Source organism: Kitasatospora sp. SUK 42, from assembly GCF_015776785.2.
Classification (GTDB): domain Bacteria; phylum Actinomycetota; class Actinomycetes; order Streptomycetales; family Streptomycetaceae; genus Kitasatospora.
Genome location: NZ_LFMD02000003.1, coordinates 1,277,342 through 1,297,104, shown reverse-complemented (window position 1 = coordinate 1,297,104; position 19,763 = coordinate 1,277,342). Strand labels below are relative to the sequence as shown.

The window sequence follows — 19,763 nt, the reverse complement described above, 5'->3', positions numbered from 1 at the left end:
AATAGGCCGAGGGCTTGTCCTCAGTTGCTCGCGTCCACTGTGTTGTTCTGAAACAACGACCCCAACCATTCGTGGTTGGTGCGGTTGACAGTTTCATAGTGTTTCGGTGGTCATAGCGTGAGGGAAACGCCCGGTTACATTCCGAACCCGGAAGCTAAGCCTCACAGCGCCGATGGTACTGCAGGGGGGACCCTGTGGGAGAGTAGGACGCCGCCGAACAATTATTCAGAAGAGCCCTCATCCGGGAAACCGGATGGGGGCTTTTCGCATTTCCCGACAGTCGGCCTTGATGCCTCCGCGGGAGGCGGGATCCCGAAAAAAGTTCGGGCTGTCGTGTCGAGAACCCGTGGCCGGCTTCGTCCCAGGGGTGAGCGCGACCACAATGGGTCGCATCAGCACCGAGGAGAACACGATGGCCAAGTACCTGCTGCTCAAGCACTACCGTGGCGCCCCGGCTGCGGTGAACGACGTGCCGATGGACCAGTGGCAGCCGGAGGAGATCACGGCGCACATCAAGTACATGCAGGACTTCGCGGCCCGGCTGGAGAAGACCGGCGAGTTCGTCGACGGGCAGGCGCTCGCACCCGAGGGCACCTGGGTCCGGTACGACGGTGAGGGGCGTCCGCCGGTCACCGACGGTCCGTTCGCGGAGACCAAGGACCTCATCGCCGGCTGGATGGTGATCGACGTGGACAGTTACGAGCGCGCCATTGAGCTGGCCGGGGAACTGTCGGCCGCTCCGGGGGCCGGTGGGAAGCCGATCCACGAATGGCTGGAGGTGCGCCCGTTCCTGGCCGTGCCGCCCACCATCACGGAGTGACCTCTCCCGTGGACGAGGCACTGCTCCGGAGCCTCACTCCGGCCGTGCTCGGCGTCCTCGTCCGCCGCGGGGCCGACTTCGCGGCGGCCGAGGACGCCGTGCAGGAGGCCCTGGTGGAGGCGGTCCGGGTCTGGCCGGCGGACCCGCCGAGGGATCCGAAGGGCTGGCTGGTCACCGTCGCCTGGCGCAAGTTCCTCGACGCGACCCGGGCGGACGCCACCCGGCGAAGGCGCGAGGACCTCGTCGAGCAGGAGCCGGCGGGCGGGCCCGCGTCGGAGGTGGACGACACGCTCCGGCTCTACTTCCTGTGCGCCCACCCGTCGTTGACCCCGTCCTCGGCGGTCGCGCTCACCCTGCGGGCCATCGGCGGGCTGACCACGCGCCAGATCGCCCGGGCCTACCTGGTGCCCGAGACGACCATGGCGCAGCGGATCAGCCGGGCCAAGCGCACCGTCTCCGGGGTGCGGTTCGACCGGCCCGGCGACGTCGCCACCGTGCTGCGCGTCCTCTACCTGGTCTTCAACGAGGGCTACTCCGGCGACGTCGACCTCGCCGCCGAGGCGATACGGCTCACCCGGCAGCTCGCGGCGGCGATCGACCACCCCGAGGTGGCCGGGCTGCTGGCCCTGATGCTGCTCCACCACGCCCGGCGGGCCGGCCGGATCGGGCCCGACGGCGGCCTGGTGCCGCTCGCCGAGCAGGACCGCGCGCGGTGGGACGGCGGGTTGATCGCCGAGGGCGTCGGGATCCTCCAGGCGGCGCTCGTCCGGGACCGGCTGGGCGAGTTCCAGGCGCAGGCCGCCATCGCGGCCCTGCACGCCGACGCGCCCACGGCGGAGGAGACCGACTGGGTGCAGATCGTCGAGTGGTACGACGAGTTGGTGCGGTTGACCGACAGTCCGGTCGTGCGGCTCAACCGCGCGGTGGCGGTGGGGGAGGCCGACGGGCCGAGGGCCGGGTTGGCGGCGCTCGCGGCGCTGGACGACTCGCTGCCCCGCCATGCCGCGGTGGCGGCCCACCTCCGCGAGCGCGACGGGGACCTCGTGACGGCGGCGCGGCTGTACGCCGAGGCGGCGCGCAAGGCGCCGAACCTCGCCGAGCGCGACCATCTGACGCGTCAGGCGGCCCGGCTCAACGCCCGGCTCAACGCCCGTGGGCCCGACCCCGGTAGCCGGCGTGGTTGAGCGGTGATCAGAGGCGGCCGGCCGCCTTCAGCGCCAGGTAGGTGTCGGCCAGGGCCGGGGCGATCTGGGCCGGCGGTGCGTCGAGGACGGTGACGCCGTGGCGGGTGAGACGGTCGGCGGTGTGGCGGCGGTCGGCGCGGGTCTGCTCCGCGGCGGCGGCGCCGTAGACGGCCTCCGTGGTGCCCCGGCCGGCGGCGAGGACGTCGAGGTGCGGGTCGGCGACGGAGGCGAGCACGACCTCGTGGCGCTTGGTCAGCAGCGGCAGCAGCGGGCGCAGGCCGTCCTCGACCGGGGCCGCGTCGAGGCCGGTGAGCAGGACGATCAGCGAGCGGTGCGGCGCCATCTTGAGCGCGGTGGAGACCAGCGAGCGCATGTCGGTCTCGTGGAGCGCGGGCTCCAGGAGGGCCATCGCGTTGGTGAAGGCCGGCAGGATCTCGTGCGGTGAGCTGCCGGCCACGGCCGCGCGCTTGCGGGTGTCGTGGGCGAGCAGGTCGACCCGGTCGCCCGCGCGGGTGGCGAGGGCGGTGAGCAGCAGGGCGGCGTCGAGGGAGGCGTCCAGGCGGGGGGCGTCGCCGACGCGGCCGGCCGAGGTGCGGCCGGTGTCGAGGACGACGAGGATGTGCCGGTCGCGTTCGGGGCGCCAGGTGCGGACGGCGACGGTGTTTCGGCGGGCGCTGGCGCGCCAGTCGATGGAGCGGACGTCGTCGCCGGGCAGGTACTCGCGCAGGGAGTCGAACTCGGTGCCCTGGCCGCGGGTCAACACCGAGGTGCGGCCGTCGAGTTCGCGCAGTCGGGAGAGTCGGGAGGGCAGGTGCTTGCGGCTGGCGAACGGGGGGAGGGCGCGGACGGTCCAGGGCACGTGGTGCGAGCCCTGGCGGCCGGCCAGGCCGAGCGGGCCGAGCGAGCGGACCGTCACCCGGTGGGCGTGGTGGTCGCCGCGGCGGCTCGGGGTGAGGACGGAGACGGCGCGCCGTCGTTCGCCGGCGGGGACGGTGAGGGTGTGCCGGGAGGAGGCCTCGGCGGTGCCGGGGCGCCAGGCGGAGGGGGCCCAGGCGTCGCGGACGAGGGCCCGCAGCGGCCGTCCGGAGGGGTTGGTGACGGCCAGTTCGACGGAGACGGACTCGCCGAGCCGGACGGTGGTCTCGCCGCCCCGGACGATCCGCAGGCTGCGGACGGGGGCGGCGAGCACCAGGTCGACCAGGACGGCGAGCAGGACCGCGCCGGTGACGATCCCCAGCCCGGCGGGGGAGGGCAGCAGCAGGCCCACGACGAGCGCGCCGAGCGCGGCGAGCAGGGCGGTTCGCCCGGTGAGGGCCATGCGGATGCGCTCCTTCGGAAGCCCGTGAAGTCCGTGATGTCCGTGATGTTCGTGAAGCCCGCGGATCCCGTGAGCCGGAGGCCCGAGGCCCGAGGCCCGAGGCCGGGGCCCGGAACGGGTGCGGTGCGGCGTGCCGCGGTGGGTCTAGCGGGGGGCGGGCGTCTGGGTGAGGACGGCCTGGATGACGGAGTCGGCGGTGACGCCCTCCATCTCGGCCTCGGCGCGCAGCGCGACGCGGTGCCGCAGGGTGGGCAGGGCGAGCGCCTTGACGTCGTCCGGGGTGACGTAGTCGCGGCCGGCCAGCCACGCCCAGGCCCGCGAGGCGGCGAGCAGGGCGGTCGCGCCGCGCGGGGAGACGCCGATGGACAGCGACGGGGACTGCCGGGTGGCCCGGCAGAGGTCGACGATGTAGGCGAGGATCTCGGGGGAGACGGTCAGCTTCGCGATCTGCGCGCGGGCGGCGGCGAGGTGTTCGGGCCCGGCGACCGGGCGGACCCCGGCGGCGGTGAGGTCGCGGGGGTCGAAGCCGGCGGCGTGCCGGGAGAGGACCTGGAACTCCTGGTCACGGTCGGGCAGCGGCAGGATCAGCTTGAGCAGGAAGCGGTCCAGCTGGGCCTCGGGCAGCGGGTAGGTGCCCTCGTACTCGACCGGGTTCTGGGTCGCGGCGACCAGGAACGGGACGGGCAGCGCGCGCGGCTCGCCGTCCACGGTGACCTGCCGCTCCTCCATGGCCTCCAGCAGGGCGGCCTGGGTCTTCGGCGGGGTGCGGTTGATCTCGTCGGCGAGCAGCAGGTTGGTGAAGACCGGGCCGGGCTGGAAGGAGAACTCGGCGGTGCGGGCGTCGTAGACGAGGGAGCCGGTGACGTCGCCGGGCATCAGGTCGGGGGTGAACTGGATCCGCTTGGTCTCCAGGCTGAGCGCGGTGGAGAGGGTGCGGACCAGCAGGGTCTTGGCGACGCCGGGGACGCCTTCGAGCAGCACGTGGCCGCCGCACAGGAGCGCCACCACGAGGCCCGTGACGGCGGCGTCCTGGCCGACCACGGCCTTGCCGATCTCGGCGCGCAGGGCGGTCAGCGCCGCGCGCGGGTCGGTGTCGGGGGTAGCGGGTGCCGTGCCGGGGACGGGGTGGGGCTGGGCGGTTGCCTGGTCGGTCACGGGTTCCGTACCTGCCTTTCGAGGGCGTCGAGGTCGTCGGCGAGCCGCAGCAGTGCGGCGTCGTCGGTCGGGGGCGGGCCGTACAGCAGGGCCCGAACGTCCCCGGCGGGTCGTTCGGGGAGGCGGTCGGCCACGGCGGCGCAGAGCGCCTCGGGGTCGGGTGCGCCGGCCTGGAGCGGGACGCCCAGGGCGGGGGCGAGGCGGTGGGCGGCGGCGCGGCGCAGGGCGTCGGCGGCGCGGCCGCGGGCCTTGGCGCGCCGGTAGAGGCGGGCGCGGCCCTCGGTGGTCTCGGCGGCGCGGACCACCACCGGCAGGTTCTCGCTGACCACCGGGCCGAGCCGGCGGGCGCGCCAGAGGGCGGCCAGGACGGCGGCGACCGCGAGCTGGTAGCCGGCCCAGCGCCAGCCCTTCGGGATGTAGTCGTTGAAGGTCTTGGTGCCGGTGCCCTCGGCGAGCGGGGCGGAGTAGTCCGGCAGGTGCCAGGTGAGGCGGGGCTGGGAGCCGAGCAGGCCGAGCGCGAGCGAGGCGTTGCCGTCCTTGGCGAGCTCGCCGTTGTGCAGGAAGAGGCCGCTGCCGAGCACGATGACGTCGCCGGCCGTGGTCGGGGCGCTGACCAGCGGGTAGCCGTGGCCGCGCGGGTAGCAGCCCTCGCCGCGGCTGCCGCTGGTGTAGAGCATGCCGCCCATCGAGGCACTGCCGGCCCGGACGGCCTCGGGGAGCGGGCAGTGCGCGGCGGTGCCGCGGACGGAGGCGTACGGGACGTCGCCGTCCTCCTCGGAGGTCCGGACGCCGGGGGCGAGCGCGCTGAGGGCGGCCGGGCCGGGGGCGATCAGGATCAGCCGCTGGTGCCGGGCGGCGGCGACGGCGCGCAGCTGGGCCGGGTCGAGGAGGTCGGGTTCGGGCAGGACCAGGGTGTCGGCGCCGCCCTGGGCGGTCGTCGGGTCGGTGGTGAGCTCGGCCTTCAGGCCCTGCTGTTCGAGCAGTGCGACCACGGCGTGGGAGCCGTCGGCGTCGTAGGAGCGCGGGTCGAGCGGCGGGTAGTGGCGGTCGTTGCCCAGGACGGTGATGCCGATCGCGGCGATCAGCAGGGTGGCGAGGAAGGCCAGGTACCAGCGGGCGCGGCGCCACAGGCCGCGGCCGGTGGGGGCGAGGCTGCTGGGGGCGGCGCCGTTCGCGTCGGAGGCGGCGCGTTGGTCGGTGGTGGGCCGCTCGGCGGCGGGGGCCGGTGCGGGGCCGGTCATGCCGCTCCTCCCGAAGCCGTGGTCGAAGCCGTGGTCGAGGCCGGAGCCGCTGTCGCGGCCGCGGTGAGGACCGGGCGGGCGCGTTCCAGGGTCCGGTCGAGGTCCAGCAGCAGCTGGTAGGCGGACCGGTCGGCGGTGCGCTCGCCGAAGGCGATGTCGTCGAAGGTGCGGGCGGCGGCGGTCAGCGCGGCGGCGTGCTCGGGCAGGGCCCGGCCGGCCTCGGCGGCGGCCTCGTCCGCGGTGCGGCCGGGGCGGGCGTCGAGCAGGGTGCGCTCCTCCAGGGCCCGGACCAGTGCGCGCATCTGTTCGCGGACGGCCTCGGCCCAGCGGCCGGCGGCGGCGTGCCCGGCGGCGTCCTCCCGGTACCGTGCGGCGCTGCGCGGGCCCTCGGCGCCGTAGACGTCCAGGACGGTGCGGGCGGCGCGCCCGGGTGCGCCGAGGCGCCACCAGAGCGCGGCGCCGATCAGCAGGGCGACGATCAGGAAGAGGACCAGTCCGGTGGTGCCGTCGGTGCCGTTGCCGGAGATGCTGCCGAGCGCGCGGTCGAACTGGTCCCAGATCCAGTTGACGGCCCGTTCCAGGAGGGACGGGTCGTTCTTGTGGTAGTCGGCTTTGAGCAGCTCGTCGCGGGCGGCGTCGCGCGCTGGGTCACGCGGAACGGTGGCCGGGGCGCCGCCCGCGGCGAGGAGCCTGTCCCCCCAGATGGGCATCCGGCTCAGCGCCTCGCGGAGGTCTGGTCGGCCTGGCCGTTCCAGCCGGTGCCGTCCTGCTCGGACAGTCCGGCGGCGCGGGCGAGCTCGATGTCCAGGGCCTCGCGGCGGATCCGCTGGTCGATGTAGACCAGTACGCCGACCGCGGCCATGAACGGCGTGGAGAGCGCGGAGGCGATGATCCCGGCGATCGCGGTCAGGACCAGCATGCCGACGGTCTGGTGGCTCTCGTCGAGGCGGTCGATGCTGCCGAAGCCGAGGACCAGGCCGACGAACCGGAACGGGATGAGCAGCACCATGGCGAGGATCCCCGACAGCACCTGGCTCAGCAGGACGATGCCGCAGATCCGGAACCACGAGCCGCGCACCAGTCGCCGCGAGCGCGACAGTGCCGTCAGCACGCCCTGCTTCTCCAGCATCAGCGCGGGGGCGGCCAGGCTGTAGCGGATCAGCAGCCAGGCGGCGACCGGGACGGTCAGGAAGCCGACGAGGAACAGCAGGGCGGTGGTCCCGGGCGAGCCGGCGCCTCCGGCGCTGTAGCCGAGCAGCGGGGTGAAGCCGAGCAGGACCACGCCGGCGCTCATCAGGGTGGTGAGCGCGGTGAGGCCGAGCAGCTGCAGCAGCCGCGGGCGGGCGTCGCGCCAGGCCTCCCCGGCGGTCACCGGCCGGCCGAGGACGGCGCGGCTGACCACCACGGTGAGCAGTGCGACGGCGAACGCGTCGAGCAGCAGCATCAGCGGGGTGCGGGCGAGCAGGGTGATGAGGTCGGTGGTAGGGCTGGACGGGCCGTTGACCAGCATCGCGGCGGCGATCGCGCCGGCCTGGTCGATGACGGCGATGCCGAGCGAGAGGGTGAGCGCGGTGCGCCAGTGCCGGCGGACGGTGGTGACGGCCCCGTCGAGCAGTTCGCCGACGCTGAGCGGGCGCAGCGGGATGACGCCGGGCCTGGGGCTGCGCTGGGCGCCCCAGCCGTACGGGTCGTGGCCGCCGGGCGTGCGACCGCCCTGGTTCGGCCGCCCGTACTGGGCGCCCCAGGCGGGGGCGGCCTGAGGAGGTGCCGACGGCCCGGGCACGGCGGCGGGCGCGTCGGCCGGGGGCCGGGCGTCGTCGCGGGGTGGCTCGGACGAGCCGGGCGAGGCCCAGCCCGGGGTGTCGGTCATCACTGCTCCTCGGAGGGGCGTCACGGGTGCGGCTCCGGGCGGATCTTTCGCCCGCGCGCAGCGCCCATCGTGCCATGGGGCCCGGAGAGGCCCCAGGGGGATCCGGTTGCTGATCGGCAACGGGACCGCCCAGGGGGTCGGACGGCGGTTTCCGGACGGTTCGGAGACGCTCCGACGGGGTCTATTCGCCCGGTATGGCCGGAATTAGCCGGTGGGGGAGTTGGCCGTTGTGGAGCATTGGCACTGCTGTGCGGCAGGTCACAATCCGGTAATGAGAAGATGGACCCATGAAGGGACGCGTCCTCGTCGTTGATGACGACTCCGCACTGGCCGAGATGCTCGGCATCGTGCTGCGGGGTGAGGGTTTTGAGCCGTTTTTCGTCGCGGATGGGGACAGGGCGCTAGCAGCGTTCCGGGAGTCCAAGCCTGACCTGGTCCTGCTCGACCTGATGCTGCCGGGCCGGGACGGCATCGACGTCTGCCGGCAGATCCGGGCGGAGTCCGGCGTTCCGATCGTCATGCTGACCGCGAAGACCGACACGGTCGACGTCGTGGTGGGGCTGGAGTCCGGCGCCGACGACTACGTCACCAAGCCGTTCAAGCCCAAGGAGCTGGTGGCCCGGGTGCGCGCCCGGCTGCGCCGCGCCGAGGAGCCGACGCCCGAGCAGCTGACCATCGGTGACCTGGTGATCGACGTGGCCGGCCACTCGGTGAAGCGGGACGGCCGCAGCATCCCGCTGACGCCGCTGGAGTTCGACCTGCTGGTCGCGCTGGCCCGCAAGCCCTGGCAGGTGTTCACCCGCGAGGTGCTGCTGGAGCAGGTCTGGGGCTACCGCCACGCGGCGGACACCCGCCTGGTCAACGTCCATGTGCAGCGGCTGCGTTCGAAGATCGAGAAGGACCCGGAGCGCCCCGAGATCGTGGTGACCGTCCGTGGCGTCGGCTACAAGGCCGGACCCAGCTGACGTGACGGAGCGGGCCGAGGACACCCCGTCGGGTACCGCGACCGACGGGGCGGAGGCCGTGCGCGGGGACGTGTTGAGTTCGACCACCCGCCGCCGTCGCGGCCCGTCCGGAGTGATCGCCCTGCTGAAGCGTCAGTTCCGTCGTCCCGCGCACCGGGTGGCCGCGCTGTACCACCGCTCGATCCAGGTGCGTGTGATCGCGGTGTCCCTGCTGCTGTCCATCGCGGTGGTCCTGGTGCTGGGCGTGGTCGTGATGGCGCAGGTGCGCACCGGCCTGCTCCAGACCAAGTTGGACGCCGCCCGGGCCCAGGCCCGGATCGGCTTCCAGGTCGAGCAGAAGAAGATCGACGAGGCCCGGGACCAGAACCTGCGGGCCAACGCGGACCCGACCACCGCCGAGACCGGCACCTGGCTGCTGCGGCAGGTCAACGACCTGGCCGCGAGCGGGCAGACGGTCTACTCGGTGATCGCGATGGCCCCCGGCACCGGTGCCGTCGTCCCGGACACGGCCGGCTTCGCGCCGCGCTACTCGGGCGACATCCAGCCCAGCAGCGTCCCGGACAGCCTGCGGGCCAGGCTCTACGACGAGCCCGGCCAGATGTTCGACCAGCCGACCAGGATCCACCGCTCGCCCGAGGGCGGCGGCAAGAGCGAGCCCGGCCTGGCCCTCGGCATGCAGTTCGTCGGTCCGGCCGACACCAGCTACCAGCTGTTCTACGTGTTCTCCTTCGGCCAGGAGACCGACACCCTCAACCTGATCACCGGGACCCTGGCCACCGCCGGCGTGTTCGTGGTGATCCTGATGGGTGCCATCGCCTGGGTCGTGGTGCGCCAGGTGGTCACCCCGGTGCGGATGGCCGCGGGCATCTCCGAGCGGCTCGCCGACGGGCACCTGGAAGAGCGGATGAAGGTGACCGGGACGGACGACATCGCCCGCCTCGGGGAGTCGTTCAACCGGATGGCCAACGCCCTCCAGGCGCAGATCCGCCAGCTGGAGGAGCTGTCCCGGGTGCAGCGGCGGTTCGTCTCGGACGTCTCGCACGAGCTGCGCACCCCGCTGACCACGGTCCGGATGGCCGCCGACCTGATCTACGACAGCCGCGAGGACCTGGACCCGATGGCGGCCCGCTCGGCCGAACTGCTGCAGGGCCAGCTGGACCGCTTCGAGTCGCTGCTGGCCGACCTGCTGGAGATCAGCCGCTTCGACGCCGGCGCCGCGATCCTGGACGCCGAGCCGGTCGACCTGCGCGACATCGTCGCCCGGGTGGTGGAGTCCGCCGACCCGCTGGCCCAGGCCAAGGGCAGCGCGGTCATCATCCGCGGCGACGGCGAGCCGGTGGTCGCCGAGGTGGACTCCCGCCGGATCGAGCGCATCCTGCGCAACCTGGTGGTCAATGCGCTGGAGCACGGCGAGGGCCGTGACGTGGTGGTCCGGCTGGGCTCGGCCGACGGCGCGGTCGCGGTCGGCGTGCGCGACTACGGCATCGGCCTCAAGCCGGGCGAGGCCTCCCGGGTGTTCCACCGCTTCTGGCGGGCCGACCCGTCCCGGGTGCGCACCACCGGCGGCACCGGCCTGGGACTGTCCATCGCGGTCGAGGACGCCCATCTGCACGGCGGCTGGCTCCAGGCCTGGGGCGAGCCCGGCGGCGGCTCGCACTTCCGGCTCACTCTGCCGCGCACCCGCGGCGGCGAGATCAACCGGGCGCCGTTCCGGCTGGAGCCGGAGGACTCCCGCAACAACCGGGGCCTGGGCACGTACGGTGCGCCGTACCGGCGGGCGATCGCCCCGACCGGCTCCACGGCGCTGACCGCCGCCGAGGAGCAGACCGAGACGCCGGAGGGATCCGGCAACGGACTGGGCAGTGGACTCGGCGGGGTGCTGAACATCGGCCCCGGGCTGGGCCGGACCCGGATGCCCGAGGGGCCGCGCTCGGACCCCTCGGACGTGCGGACGGCGGGGGCCGGCTACGGCGCCACCGGCGCCCAGGTCATGGTGGACCCGACGCCCGGACGGCCGTCGGTGGCACAGCGGACGGCGGAGCCGTACGCGACGGGTGGGACGGACCTGGAGGGGTCGCAGCGTGCGAAGGACGAGCAGCAGGACTGAGCCGCGGCTGGTCGCGGTGGCCGGCACGGTGCTCGGCGCCCTGGTGGCGAGCGGCTGTGCGGCCATGCCGGACTCCGGCGGCATCACCAGGGTGGAGCTGTCCCAGGGGTCGGCCGACAAGAACCTGCAGGCCAGGGTCTACCCGATGGCGCCCGGCAAGGGCGCCAAGCCCGGGGAGCTGGTGACCGGCTTCCTGGACGCGGTGACGGCCGACGAGGGGTACGAGACCGCGCGCAAGTACCTCACCGAGAACGCCGCGGCGACCTGGAACCCGGACGCCGGCATCCAGGTGCTCGCCGCCACGACCATCAAGGCCGGCCAGGACGTCTCCGACACCGCGACCACGGCCTCCGCGACGGTGACCGGGCAGATGGTCGCCACGGTCGACGAGAAGCACTCGTACCTGCCGGTCGCCGGGCAGAACAACAACGTCGCGTCGGACTTCACCCTCGTCCGGGAGAAGGACGGCGAGTGGCGGATCGACCGGCTGCCGCCCGGCGTGATCATGAACCAGACCAACTTCCGGAACAGCTTCCGGCAGGTCGAGCGGTTCTTCTACACCGCCCCGGACCCGTCCGCCGCCCCGACCGGGAACACCGGCCAGGAGGTGCTGATCGCCGACCCGATCTACCTGCGCCGCCGGATAGACCCGCTGACCTCGGCCGCCAGGGCGCTCGTGGCCGGGCCCTCGACCTGGCTCTCGCCGGTGGTCCGCACGGCGTTCCCGGCCGGCACCACGGTCGACAAGGTCGTCATCGACGACAGCCGGGTCGCCCACGTGCAGCTCGGCGGGACGGACCTCGGCGAGCCGATGGCCTGCCGCCGGATGGCGTCCCAGCTCTTCTACACCCTCGCCGACCAGGGCAAGGGGCAGGTCGAGCGGCTGGAGCTGAAGGGCCCGCGCGGCTCCTGCACGGCCAGCCGCACCGACGTGCCGGCCACCGGGCCGGGCGCGCTGTCCGGGCCGATGCCGGTGCAGCTGTACTACCAGCGGGCCGACAACGGCGCCCTGATGGTGACCGACGACGCCCGTACCGGCGACCCGGTGCACGGCGTGCTCGGCAAGCCGCAGCCGGGCGGCGCGGCCCAGCAGGGCGTCATCGCGATCAGCCGGGACGGCCTGCGGGCCGCCGTGATCAGCGCGGACGCCCACCAGCTCTACTCGGTGCCGCTGCAGGACAGCACGGTGGCGATGCCCGAGCCGGTGCTCAGCTCCCCGGGGAAGACCGCCGACAAGGACAACGGCCTCGCCTCGCCCAGCTGGGACGGCCGCGGCGACCTCTGGGTGGTGGACCGCAACCCGCAGGCCCAGCGGGTGGTCACGGTGCGCGGCAACAAGGCGTACACCGTGCCGGTCGAGGGGCTGACCGGGCAGACCGTGCAGGGGCTGAAGATCTCCTCGGACGGCGCCCGGGCCGCCCTGGTGGTCAAGACCCCGGGCCTGGGCACCACCTCGCTGATGTTCGGACTGGTCGTGCACGGCGGCACCCCGGAGGCGCCGACCGTGAAGATCACCTCGCTGCGCCGGGCGGCCCCCTCGCTCACTGAGGTCACCTCGGTGACCTGGGCGGAGGCCGACCAGCTGCTGGTGCTCGGCAAGGAGGCCGACCGGACCCCGCAGCTGTACTACATCAGCACCGACGGCTCGCAGAGCACGGACAGTCAACTGCAGGGCGGGGACAGCATCGGGGCCATCTCGGCCCCGGAGTCCCGGGGGGACACCCTGACCCCGTCGCCGCCGGTGCTCGCGATGATGGCCGACGGCCGGGTCTACCGGCTGGTCAACAACCAGTGGCGGGAAGCCCAGTTCGTCGACAAGGTCCGGTCCTTCTTCTACGTGGGCTGACGCGCCGCCGGGTGCGGGGGTGTCAGGGGCCCGGGTGCCGGGCCGCTCAGCCCTCCGGGCGCACCCCGGTCGGGTGCACCTCGGTGGCCGCGACGGTGGCGGCGGCCCTGGCGGTCAGTCCGGCGGCGGCCAGCGCCCGGGCGGCCTCGGCCAGGCTCGCACCGGTGGTCACCAGGTCGTCCACCAGCACCGGCTGACGGTCGGCCAGGCCGTGCCGGGCGCGCGGCAGGACGGTCAGCGCGCCGCGCAGGTTGCGCCGCCGCTCGGCCGCGGTCAGCCCGGCCTGGTCGGCGACCGGACGGGCGTGCCGCAGCAGCGGCGTGGCCCGGGCGTCCAGGCCGGCCCGGCGCAGCGAGCGGGCGGCGGCCCCGGCCAGCCGCAGCGTCGGATCGTGGCCGCGGGCGCGGACCGCCGCCCGGGCCGAGGGCATCGGGACCAGCAGCAGCGGCGCGGCCCCGGCGCGGGCCCCCAGTGCGGAGCGCACCGCCCGTCCGAGCGCCTCGCCGAGCGGCCCGGCCAGCCGCAGCGCGCCGCGCTCCTTGTGCGCGAGCAGCAGCTGCCGGACCGGGCCGGCGTACGGGGCGGCGGCATGCGCCCAGGGCAGCACGGTGGGTCCGGGACGGGCGGTGGCCAGGGCGTGCCGACAGGCCGGGCAGAGCTGGGTGCGTTCGGCGCCGCAGCCCGCGCAGTCCACGGGGAGCAGGACGTCCAGCAGTCCGGCCAGCGCGTGGCCGAGCGCCCTCCTGGGGGAGGGCGGAGGAGCGGCGGAGGGGGACGGCGGCACGGCTGCTCCTGGCGGCGGCAGACATGGAGAGGCGGACACGGAGAGTCAGCAAAGGATCCGCCGTATGGGGGGCGTTGTCCAGGTATTTACCCATACTTCACCCGGGAGAGGGTAGACAGGGTTCACCAGCTTGACCGCCCGACCGCAATATCGGGTCATACCCACCTTCTTGCCCGGGGAGGCGAAAACCCCGTGTGAGGTGTTCGATAAGGCTCCAGGGGGTTTCAAGAGTCCCTGGTGGGGAGGAAGTGAGGTGAGGGGCCAGTCGTTTCCGCCGCTGGCGGCGGGGGCGGGGGCCGGCAGTGGACGGGCTGGTCCAGCTGGATCTCAGTCCGGTCCGGTAGCACCCGGATCGGCGTCAGCACGAGGGATCGGAGTTCTGCGTGGACATCGTCGTCAAGGGCCGCAAGACCGAGGTGCCCAAGAGGTTCCGCGAGCACGTGGCCGAGAAGCTGGAGAAGGTCCAGAAGTTCGACGGCAAGGTGATCAGCCTCGACGTCGAGGTGTCCAAGGAGCACAACCCGCGGCAGGCCGACCGGTCCGACCGCGTGGAGATCACTCTCCGTACCCGAGGCCCGGTGATCCGGGCCGAAGCCGCCGCCGGCGACCCGTACGCGGCGCTCGACCTGGCCTCGGCGAAGCTCGACGCGCAGCTGCGCAAGTCCGCGGACCGGCGTCGAGTGCACAAGGGCGGCGCCAACGGCCGCACCCCCATGAGCGTCGCCGAGGCGACGGCGGCCCTGGCCGCGCTGCCGGAGACGACCGCCACGGAGGGCGAGGCCAACGGGGCCGTCCGCAAGACCATGATGGGATCCCTGGAAGTGGAGGGCGAGGGCCCGCTGGTGGTCCGCGAGAAGACCCACTCGGCCGCCCCCATGGCGCTGGACCAGGCGCTCTACGAGATGGAGCTGGTCGGCCACGACTTCTACCTCTTCGTGGAGAAGGACAGCGGCCTGCCGAGCGTGGTCTACCGCCGACACGGCTACCACTACGGCGTCATCCACGTGCAGCCGGACATGGCGGCAGGCGTGGCCAGTGGCGCGGGCGGCGCGATCGGGCGGGTCGACGGAGAGGACTGACCGTCCCGGCAGTGATGAGAGGAGTGACCCCGGTGGCAGTGGCCGCCGGGGTCACCGGCGTTCCGGGGCCGGTGCGTGGGGCGGGTGCGTGGAGCGGCTGTGACGTCCGGGTCGGGCGTGAGGGGTGGGGCGGGTTCGAACGGCGCTCGGGCGTCCTGCGGGCAGGGGTCACCCGATGCGGGGGAATCGGCGCCGGAGGGTGACCGGGGCGGCTTCGGGGCGTGGAATGATTGGCGCACGACGACCCGCGAAGGGGGAGGAGCGGATGGGGGATCACTTCGGGCTGGGGCCCGCTGCGGGGCCGGTCGCCGGACTGCCGCCGGGGCCGGAGGGGGAGCCCGCGTACGCGCCGCACCGGGGTGAGCCGATCCGCGTGCTGGTGGTGGACGACCACGCGCTGTTCCGCCGGGGGCTGGAGATCGTGCTCGCGGAGGAGCAGGACATCAAGGTCGTCGGCGAGGCGGGGGACGGCGCCGAGGCCGTGCTGAAGGCCGCCGACCTGCTGCCCGACATCATCCTGATGGACGTCCGGATGCCGCGCCGCAGCGGGATCGAGGCCTGCACGGCGATCAAGGACGTGGCGCCCAGCACCAAGATCATCATGTTGACGATAAGCGACGAGGAGGCCGACCTCTACGAGGCGATCAAGGCGGGGGCCACCGGCTACCTGCTGAAGGAGATCTCCACCGACGAGGTCGCCACCGCGATCCGCGCGGTCGCCGACGGGCAGTCGCAGATCAGCCCGTCGATGGCCTCCAAGCTGCTCACCGAGTTCAAGTCGATGATCCAGCGCCGCTCCGACGACCGGGACCTGGTGCCCGCACCGCGGCTCACCGACCGGGAGTTGGAGGTGCTGAAGCTGGTGGCGACCGGGATGAACAACCGGGAGATCGCCAAGGAGCTGTTCATCAGCGAGAACACCGTGAAGAACCACGTGCGCAACATCCTGGAGAAGCTCCAGCTGCACTCCAGGATGGAGGCCGTGGTGTACGCGATGCGGGAGAAGATCCTCGAAATAGGGTGAGCCGGGTCCGGCGTCGGCCGGGCCCGGGCAGGGCCCGGCGCCAGCGCCGGGCCGCTCAGTCCGCGAGCAGCTTCTCCAGGGCGGGGCGCAGCCGTTCGTCGTGCAGCGTCTCGACCCGCACCCCGTCGCAGCCGACCCAGGCGGCCGCCTCGCGCAGCGCGGCGGCCAGCGCCTCGACGTGCCGGGCGTCACGCCCTCGCCCGCCGGTCAGCGACACCTGCCGGGCGACCAGCGTGCGCCCCTCGCGGGCCGGGTCGACCCGGCCGACCAGCCGGCCGCCGGCGAGCAGCGGCATCGCGAAGTAGCCGTGCACCCGCTTGTGCTTGGGCGTGTAGGCCTCCAGCCGGTGCGTCATGCCGAAGATCCGCTCGGTGCGGGCGCGGTCCCAGACCAGCGAGTCGAACGGCGAGAGCAGCGTGGTGCGGTGGCGCCCGCGCGGGGTGGTGGCGAGGGCGGCAGGGTCGGCCCAGGCTGGGGCCGCGGCGCCGTCCGGGCCCCAGCCGGCCACCTCGACCGGGACCAGCCCGCTGTCGGCGAGCACCGGGTCCAACTCCTCGGCGCGCAGCCGGTGGTAGTCCAGCAGGTCGGCCCGGGTGGCTATGCCGAGCGCGGCGCCGGCCTGGGCGACCAGGGTGCGCACGCACTCCCGGTCGGACCGCTCCTGCCCGAACAGGGCGTCCGGGATGGCCTGTTCGGCGAGCGCGTACACCCGCTTCCAGCCGCGGCGCTCGGTGCAGACCACGTCGCCGAAGGCCAGCGCCCGCTCGACCGCGATCTTGGTGTCCGACCAGTCCCACCACTCGGCGGTCCGCTTGGCCCCGCCCAGCTCGGTGGAGGTCAACGGCCCCTCGGCGCGTAGCTTGTCGAGCACGGCCCGGTAGGCCTCGGGCGTGACCTGGTGGCCCCAGAGGTGGCCGCGGTCGCGGTAGCGGCGGCGCCGGAAGGCGAACAGAGGCCACTCCTCGACCGGCAGGATGCAGGCAGCGTGCGACCAGTACTCGAAGCTGGTGCCCGCGCCCCAGTACGCCGCCTCGACGGCCGGGCGGCCGACCGCGCCGAGCCGGGCGTACGGCACCAGCTCGTGCGAGCGGGCCAGCACCGAGATGGTGTCCAACTGGACGGCGCCCAGGTGTCGCAGGACGCCGCGCACTCCGGCCCGGCGGTCGGGCGCGCCGAGCAGGCCCTGGGCGCGCAGGGCGATCCGGCGGGCCTCGTCGGCGGTCAGGGTGGTGACGGGAGCGGTGACGGGGGTGCTGTCGGCGGCTGCGGCGGTCATGCCGGCGAGCGTAGCCCCGGGCACCGACAGCGGGCCCGGGAGCGGGCGGGCTCCGCCGTGAACGGATTATTTCGCGGGACGGGGGACGGGAGCACCCGATCGCGGGGCCAACTGTCCGGGCCGCCGACCGTTTTGCCCCGGTGGGCGGTGCTATCGGTCCATGTGCCCGCGCGGGTGACACGGGAATACCGTGCTGACGCACCTCCCGGCGGATTGGACTCCTCGCATACGATGGCCCGTGCGGTGGGGTGGACCCGCCGTGCAGTCGTCCAGTGCCAATACAGGCAAGGAGCCCGCTCAAGTGTCCGTCTTCGACAAGATCCTGCGCGCCGGCGAAGGCAAGATCCTTCGCAAGCTGCAGCGGATTGCTGCCCAGGTCAACTCCATCGAAGAGGACTTCGTCAACCTCACCGACGCCGAGCTGCGCGCGCTGACCGACGAGTACAAGCAGCGGCTCGAGGACGGCGAGACGCTGGACGACATCCTCCCCGAGGCGTTCGCCACCGTCCGCGAGGCCGCCAAGCGCGTGCTCGGCCAGCGGCACTACGACGTCCAGCTCATGGGTGGTGCGGCGCTGCACCACGGCTACGTCGCCGAGATGCGCACCGGTGAGGGCAAGACCCTCGTCGGCACCCTGCCCGCGTACCTCAACGCGCTGACCGGCAAGGGCGTCCACCTGATCACCGTCAACGACTACCTCGCCGAGCGCGACTCGGAGTGGATGGGCCGGGTGCACCGCTTCCTCGGCCTTGAGGTCGGCGTGATCCTCGCCAACATGACCCCCGTCGAGCGCAAGCGCCAGTACGCGATGGACATCACGTACGGCACGAACAACGAGTTCGGCTTCGACTACCTGCGCGACAACATGGCCTGGTCGAAGGACGAACTCGTCCAGCGCGGCCACAACTTCGCGGTGGTCGACGAGGTCGACTCGATCCTCATCGACGAGGCCCGTACCCCGCTGATCATCTCCGGCCCGGCCGACCAGGCGACCAAGTGGTACGCCGACTTCGCCAAGCTGGTGCTGCGCCTGAAGATCGAGCGCGACTACGAGGTCGACGAGAAGAAGCGCACCGTCGGCATCCTGGAGGAGGGTGTCACCCGGGTCGAGGACTACCTGGGCATCGACAACCTCTACGAGTCGGTGAACACCCCGCTGGTCGGCTTCCTGAACAACGCCATCAAGGCCAAGGAGCTGTACAAGCGCGACAAGGACTACGTCGTCATGAACGGCGAAGTCATGATCGTCGACGAGCACACCGGCCGCATCCTGGCCGGCCGCCGCTACAACGAGGGCATGCACCAGGCGATCGAGGCCAAGGAGGGGGTGGAGGTCCAGAACGAGAACCAGACCCTGGCCACCATCACCCTGCAGAACTTCTTCCGTCTGTACGACAAGCTCTCGGGCATGACCGGTACCGGCACCACCGAGGCCGCCGAGTTCCACCAGATCTACAAGCTCGGCGTGGTGCCGATCCCGACCAACAAGACGCCGCTGCGCATCGACCAGCCCGACCTGATCTACAAGTCGGAGCCGGCCAAGTTCGCCGCCGTGGTCGAGGACATCGCCGAGAAGCACGACAAGGGCCAGCCGGTGCTGGTCGGCACCGTGTCGGTCGAGAAGTCCGAGTACCTGTCGCAGGAGCTGCGCAAGCGCGGCATCCCGCACGAGGTGCTGAACGCCAAGCACCACGAGCGCGAGGCGCAGATCGTCGCGCAGGCCGGCCGCAAGGGCGCCGTCACCGTCGCCACCAACATGGCCGGCCGTGGCACCGACATCATGCTCGGCGGCAACCCGGACCACCTCGCGGCGGCCGAGCTGGCCCAGCGCGGGCTCTCCGCGGGGGACAACCCGGAGGAGTACGAGGCCGCGTTCCCGGCCGCGCTGGAGAAGGCCAAGGCCTCGGTGAAGGCCGAGCAGGACGAGGTCAAGGAGGCCGGTGGCCTCTACGTCCTCGGCACCGAGCGGCACGAGTCCCGCCGGATCGACAACCAGCTGCGCGGTCGTTCCGGCCGTCAGGGCGACCCGGGCGAGTCCCGCTTCTACCTGTCGCTGGGCGACGACCTGATGCGCCTGTTCAAGGCCGGCATGGTCGAGCGCGTGCTCTCGATGGCCAACGTGCCCGAGGACGTGCCGATCGAGTCCAAGATGGTCACCCGCGCCATCGCCTCCGCGCAGACCCAGGTCGAGCAGCAGAACTTCGAGATCCGCAAGAACGTCCTGAAGTACGACGAGGTGCTCAACCGCCAGCGCGAGGTCATCTACGGCGAGCGCCGCCGGGTGCTGGAGGGCGAGGACCTCCAGGAGCAGGTCGGCCACTTCATGGACGACACCGTCGAGGCGTACGTCCGGGCGGCCACCGGCGAGGGCTTCGAGGACGACTGGGACCTCGACAAGCTCTGGACGGCGCTCAAGCAGCTCTACCCGATCACCCTGGACCTCGCGGAGCTGGAGGAGGAGGTCGGCGGTCCGTCCGGCCTGACCCCCGAGTTCCTGATCAAGGTCGTCCAGGAGGACATCCAGGCCCAGTACGGCGCCCGCGAGGACCAGCTCGGCTCCGAGATCATGCGCGAGCTGGAGCGCCGGGTCGTGCTGTCGGTGCTGGACCGCCGCTGGCGCGAGCACCTCTACGAGATGGACTACCTCCAGGAGGGCATCGGCCTGCGGGCCATGGCGCAGCGCGACCCGCTGGTCGAGTACCAGCGCGAGGGCTTCGACATGTTCACCGCGATGATGGAGGGCATCAAGGAGGAGTCCGTCGGCTACCTGTTCAACCTGGAGGTCCAGGTCGAGCAGCAGGTCGAGGAGGTGCCGCTGGAGGACGCCGAGGTAGTCCTCGACAAGCTGGAGAAGGACGCCGCCCGCCCGGAGATCAAGGCGAAGGGCCTGGAGGCCCCGAAGCCGCAGCGGCTGCACTACACGGCGCCCTCGGACGAGGTCGGCGGCGGTGTGGTCGAGGGCGACTTCGAGGACTCCGTGTCGGAGGACGAGAGCGACGGGCTGACCCGCGCCGAGCGCCGCAAGGCCGCCAAGTCCACCAAGGGCCGCCGCCGCAAGGCCTGAGCGCACCCCGGGACGCCACGCAGGGCGCCG

The 19,763-nt window shown here is 73.1% G+C and carries 15 protein-coding genes and 1 rRNA gene; 9 read left to right on the top strand and 7 right to left on the bottom strand.

Going from position 1 to position 19,763, the window contains the following annotated elements; genetic code table 11:
* Positions 1-102 precede the first annotated feature (102 nt).
* From rrf to RZ50_RS15465, 3 genes are all read left to right on the top strand, one after another.
* Positions 103-219, top strand: a 5S ribosomal RNA gene (gene rrf, locus RZ50_RS15475).
* A 193-nt stretch (positions 220-412) separates the two neighbouring features.
* Positions 413-820, top strand: coding sequence for a YciI family protein (locus RZ50_RS15470; protein ID WP_217680629.1), 408 nt, complete (start codon positions 413-415; stop codon positions 818-820).
* An 8-nt stretch (positions 821-828) separates the two neighbouring features.
* Positions 829-2,004, top strand: coding sequence for an RNA polymerase sigma factor (locus RZ50_RS15465; protein WP_217680628.1), 1,176 nt, complete (start codon positions 829-831; stop codon positions 2,002-2,004).
* Between the two features lie 7 nt (positions 2,005-2,011).
* Here the strand turns inward: RZ50_RS15465 and RZ50_RS15460 are convergent, their stop codons facing one another.
* From RZ50_RS15460 to RZ50_RS15440, 5 genes are all read right to left on the bottom strand, one after another.
* Complete coding sequence (locus RZ50_RS15460) at positions 2,012-3,322, bottom strand: DUF58 domain-containing protein (RefSeq protein ID WP_217680555.1); 1,311 nt, start codon at positions 3,320-3,322, stop codon at positions 2,012-2,014.
* Positions 3,323-3,466: 144 nt separating this feature from the next.
* Positions 3,467-4,477 carry an AAA family ATPase gene (locus tag RZ50_RS15455; RefSeq protein ID WP_374199923.1) on the bottom strand — a complete coding sequence of 337 codons (1,011 nt, stop codon included), beginning with the start codon at positions 4,475-4,477 and terminating at the stop codon, positions 3,467-3,469.
* Positions 4,474-5,718: a DUF4350 domain-containing protein gene (locus RZ50_RS15450; RefSeq protein ID WP_305853035.1), complete on the bottom strand. Its 1,245-nt coding sequence runs from the start codon at positions 5,716-5,718 to the stop codon at positions 4,474-4,476. Before RZ50_RS15450 ends, RZ50_RS15455 begins: the two co-directional genes overlap by 4 nt.
* Entirely contained in the window at positions 5,715-6,428 is a 714-nt protein-coding gene (locus RZ50_RS15445; RefSeq protein WP_217680554.1) for a DUF4129 domain-containing protein, read from the bottom strand. The genes RZ50_RS15450 and RZ50_RS15445 overlap by 4 nt, the downstream gene beginning before the upstream one ends.
* Positions 6,429-6,433: 5 nt before the next feature.
* Positions 6,434-7,588: a hypothetical protein gene (locus RZ50_RS15440; protein WP_217680552.1), complete on the bottom strand. Its 1,155-nt coding sequence runs from the start codon at positions 7,586-7,588 to the stop codon at positions 6,434-6,436.
* A gap of 287 nt (positions 7,589-7,875) precedes the next feature.
* Between RZ50_RS15440 and mtrA the strand changes: the two genes are divergently transcribed.
* From mtrA to RZ50_RS15425, 3 genes are read left to right on the top strand one after another with little or no spacing between them, the layout of a single operon-like run.
* The gene (gene mtrA / locus RZ50_RS15435; RefSeq protein ID WP_207813332.1) at positions 7,876-8,553 is read left to right on the top strand and encodes an MtrAB system response regulator MtrA; all 678 of its coding nucleotides are present in this window, start codon (positions 7,876-7,878) and stop codon (positions 8,551-8,553) included.
* A gap of 1 nt (position 8,554) precedes the next feature.
* Positions 8,555-10,660, top strand: a complete 2,106-nt coding sequence (gene mtrB / locus RZ50_RS15430) for an MtrAB system histidine kinase MtrB (RefSeq protein WP_374199922.1) — start codon at positions 8,555-8,557, stop codon at positions 10,658-10,660.
* Positions 10,635-12,506 carry an LpqB family beta-propeller domain-containing protein gene (locus RZ50_RS15425; RefSeq protein WP_217680550.1) on the top strand — a complete coding sequence of 624 codons (1,872 nt, stop codon included), beginning with the start codon at positions 10,635-10,637 and terminating at the stop codon, positions 12,504-12,506. Before mtrB ends, RZ50_RS15425 begins: the two co-directional genes overlap by 26 nt.
* A gap of 46 nt (positions 12,507-12,552) precedes the next feature.
* Here the strand turns inward: RZ50_RS15425 and RZ50_RS15420 are convergent, their stop codons facing one another.
* The gene (locus RZ50_RS15420) at positions 12,553-13,209 is read right to left on the bottom strand and encodes a ComF family protein (protein ID WP_254802740.1); all 657 of its coding nucleotides are present in this window, start codon (positions 13,207-13,209) and stop codon (positions 12,553-12,555) included.
* Between the two features lie 464 nt (positions 13,210-13,673).
* On the opposite strand from RZ50_RS15420, the gene hpf reads away from it, so the two are divergent.
* Complete coding sequence (gene hpf, locus RZ50_RS15415; protein ID WP_196949418.1) at positions 13,674-14,369, top strand: ribosome hibernation-promoting factor, HPF/YfiA family; 696 nt, start codon at positions 13,674-13,676, stop codon at positions 14,367-14,369.
* A 265-nt stretch (positions 14,370-14,634) separates the two neighbouring features.
* Positions 14,635-15,393 carry a response regulator gene (locus tag RZ50_RS15410; protein ID WP_374199921.1) on the top strand — a complete coding sequence of 253 codons (759 nt, stop codon included), beginning with the start codon at positions 14,635-14,637 and terminating at the stop codon, positions 15,391-15,393.
* 55 nt (positions 15,394-15,448) lie between these two features.
* On the opposite strand, the gene RZ50_RS15405 is transcribed toward RZ50_RS15410, so the two are convergent.
* A complete protein-coding gene (locus RZ50_RS15405) occupies positions 15,449-16,669 on the bottom strand; it encodes a winged helix-turn-helix domain-containing protein (RefSeq protein WP_196949420.1) in 1,221 nt (406 codons plus the stop codon).
* A 301-nt stretch (positions 16,670-16,970) separates the two neighbouring features.
* On the opposite strand from RZ50_RS15405, the gene secA reads away from it, so the two are divergent.
* A complete protein-coding gene (gene secA, locus RZ50_RS15400) occupies positions 16,971-19,733 on the top strand; it encodes a preprotein translocase subunit SecA (protein ID WP_196949421.1) in 2,763 nt (920 codons plus the stop codon).
* Positions 19,734-19,763 lie beyond the last annotated feature (30 nt).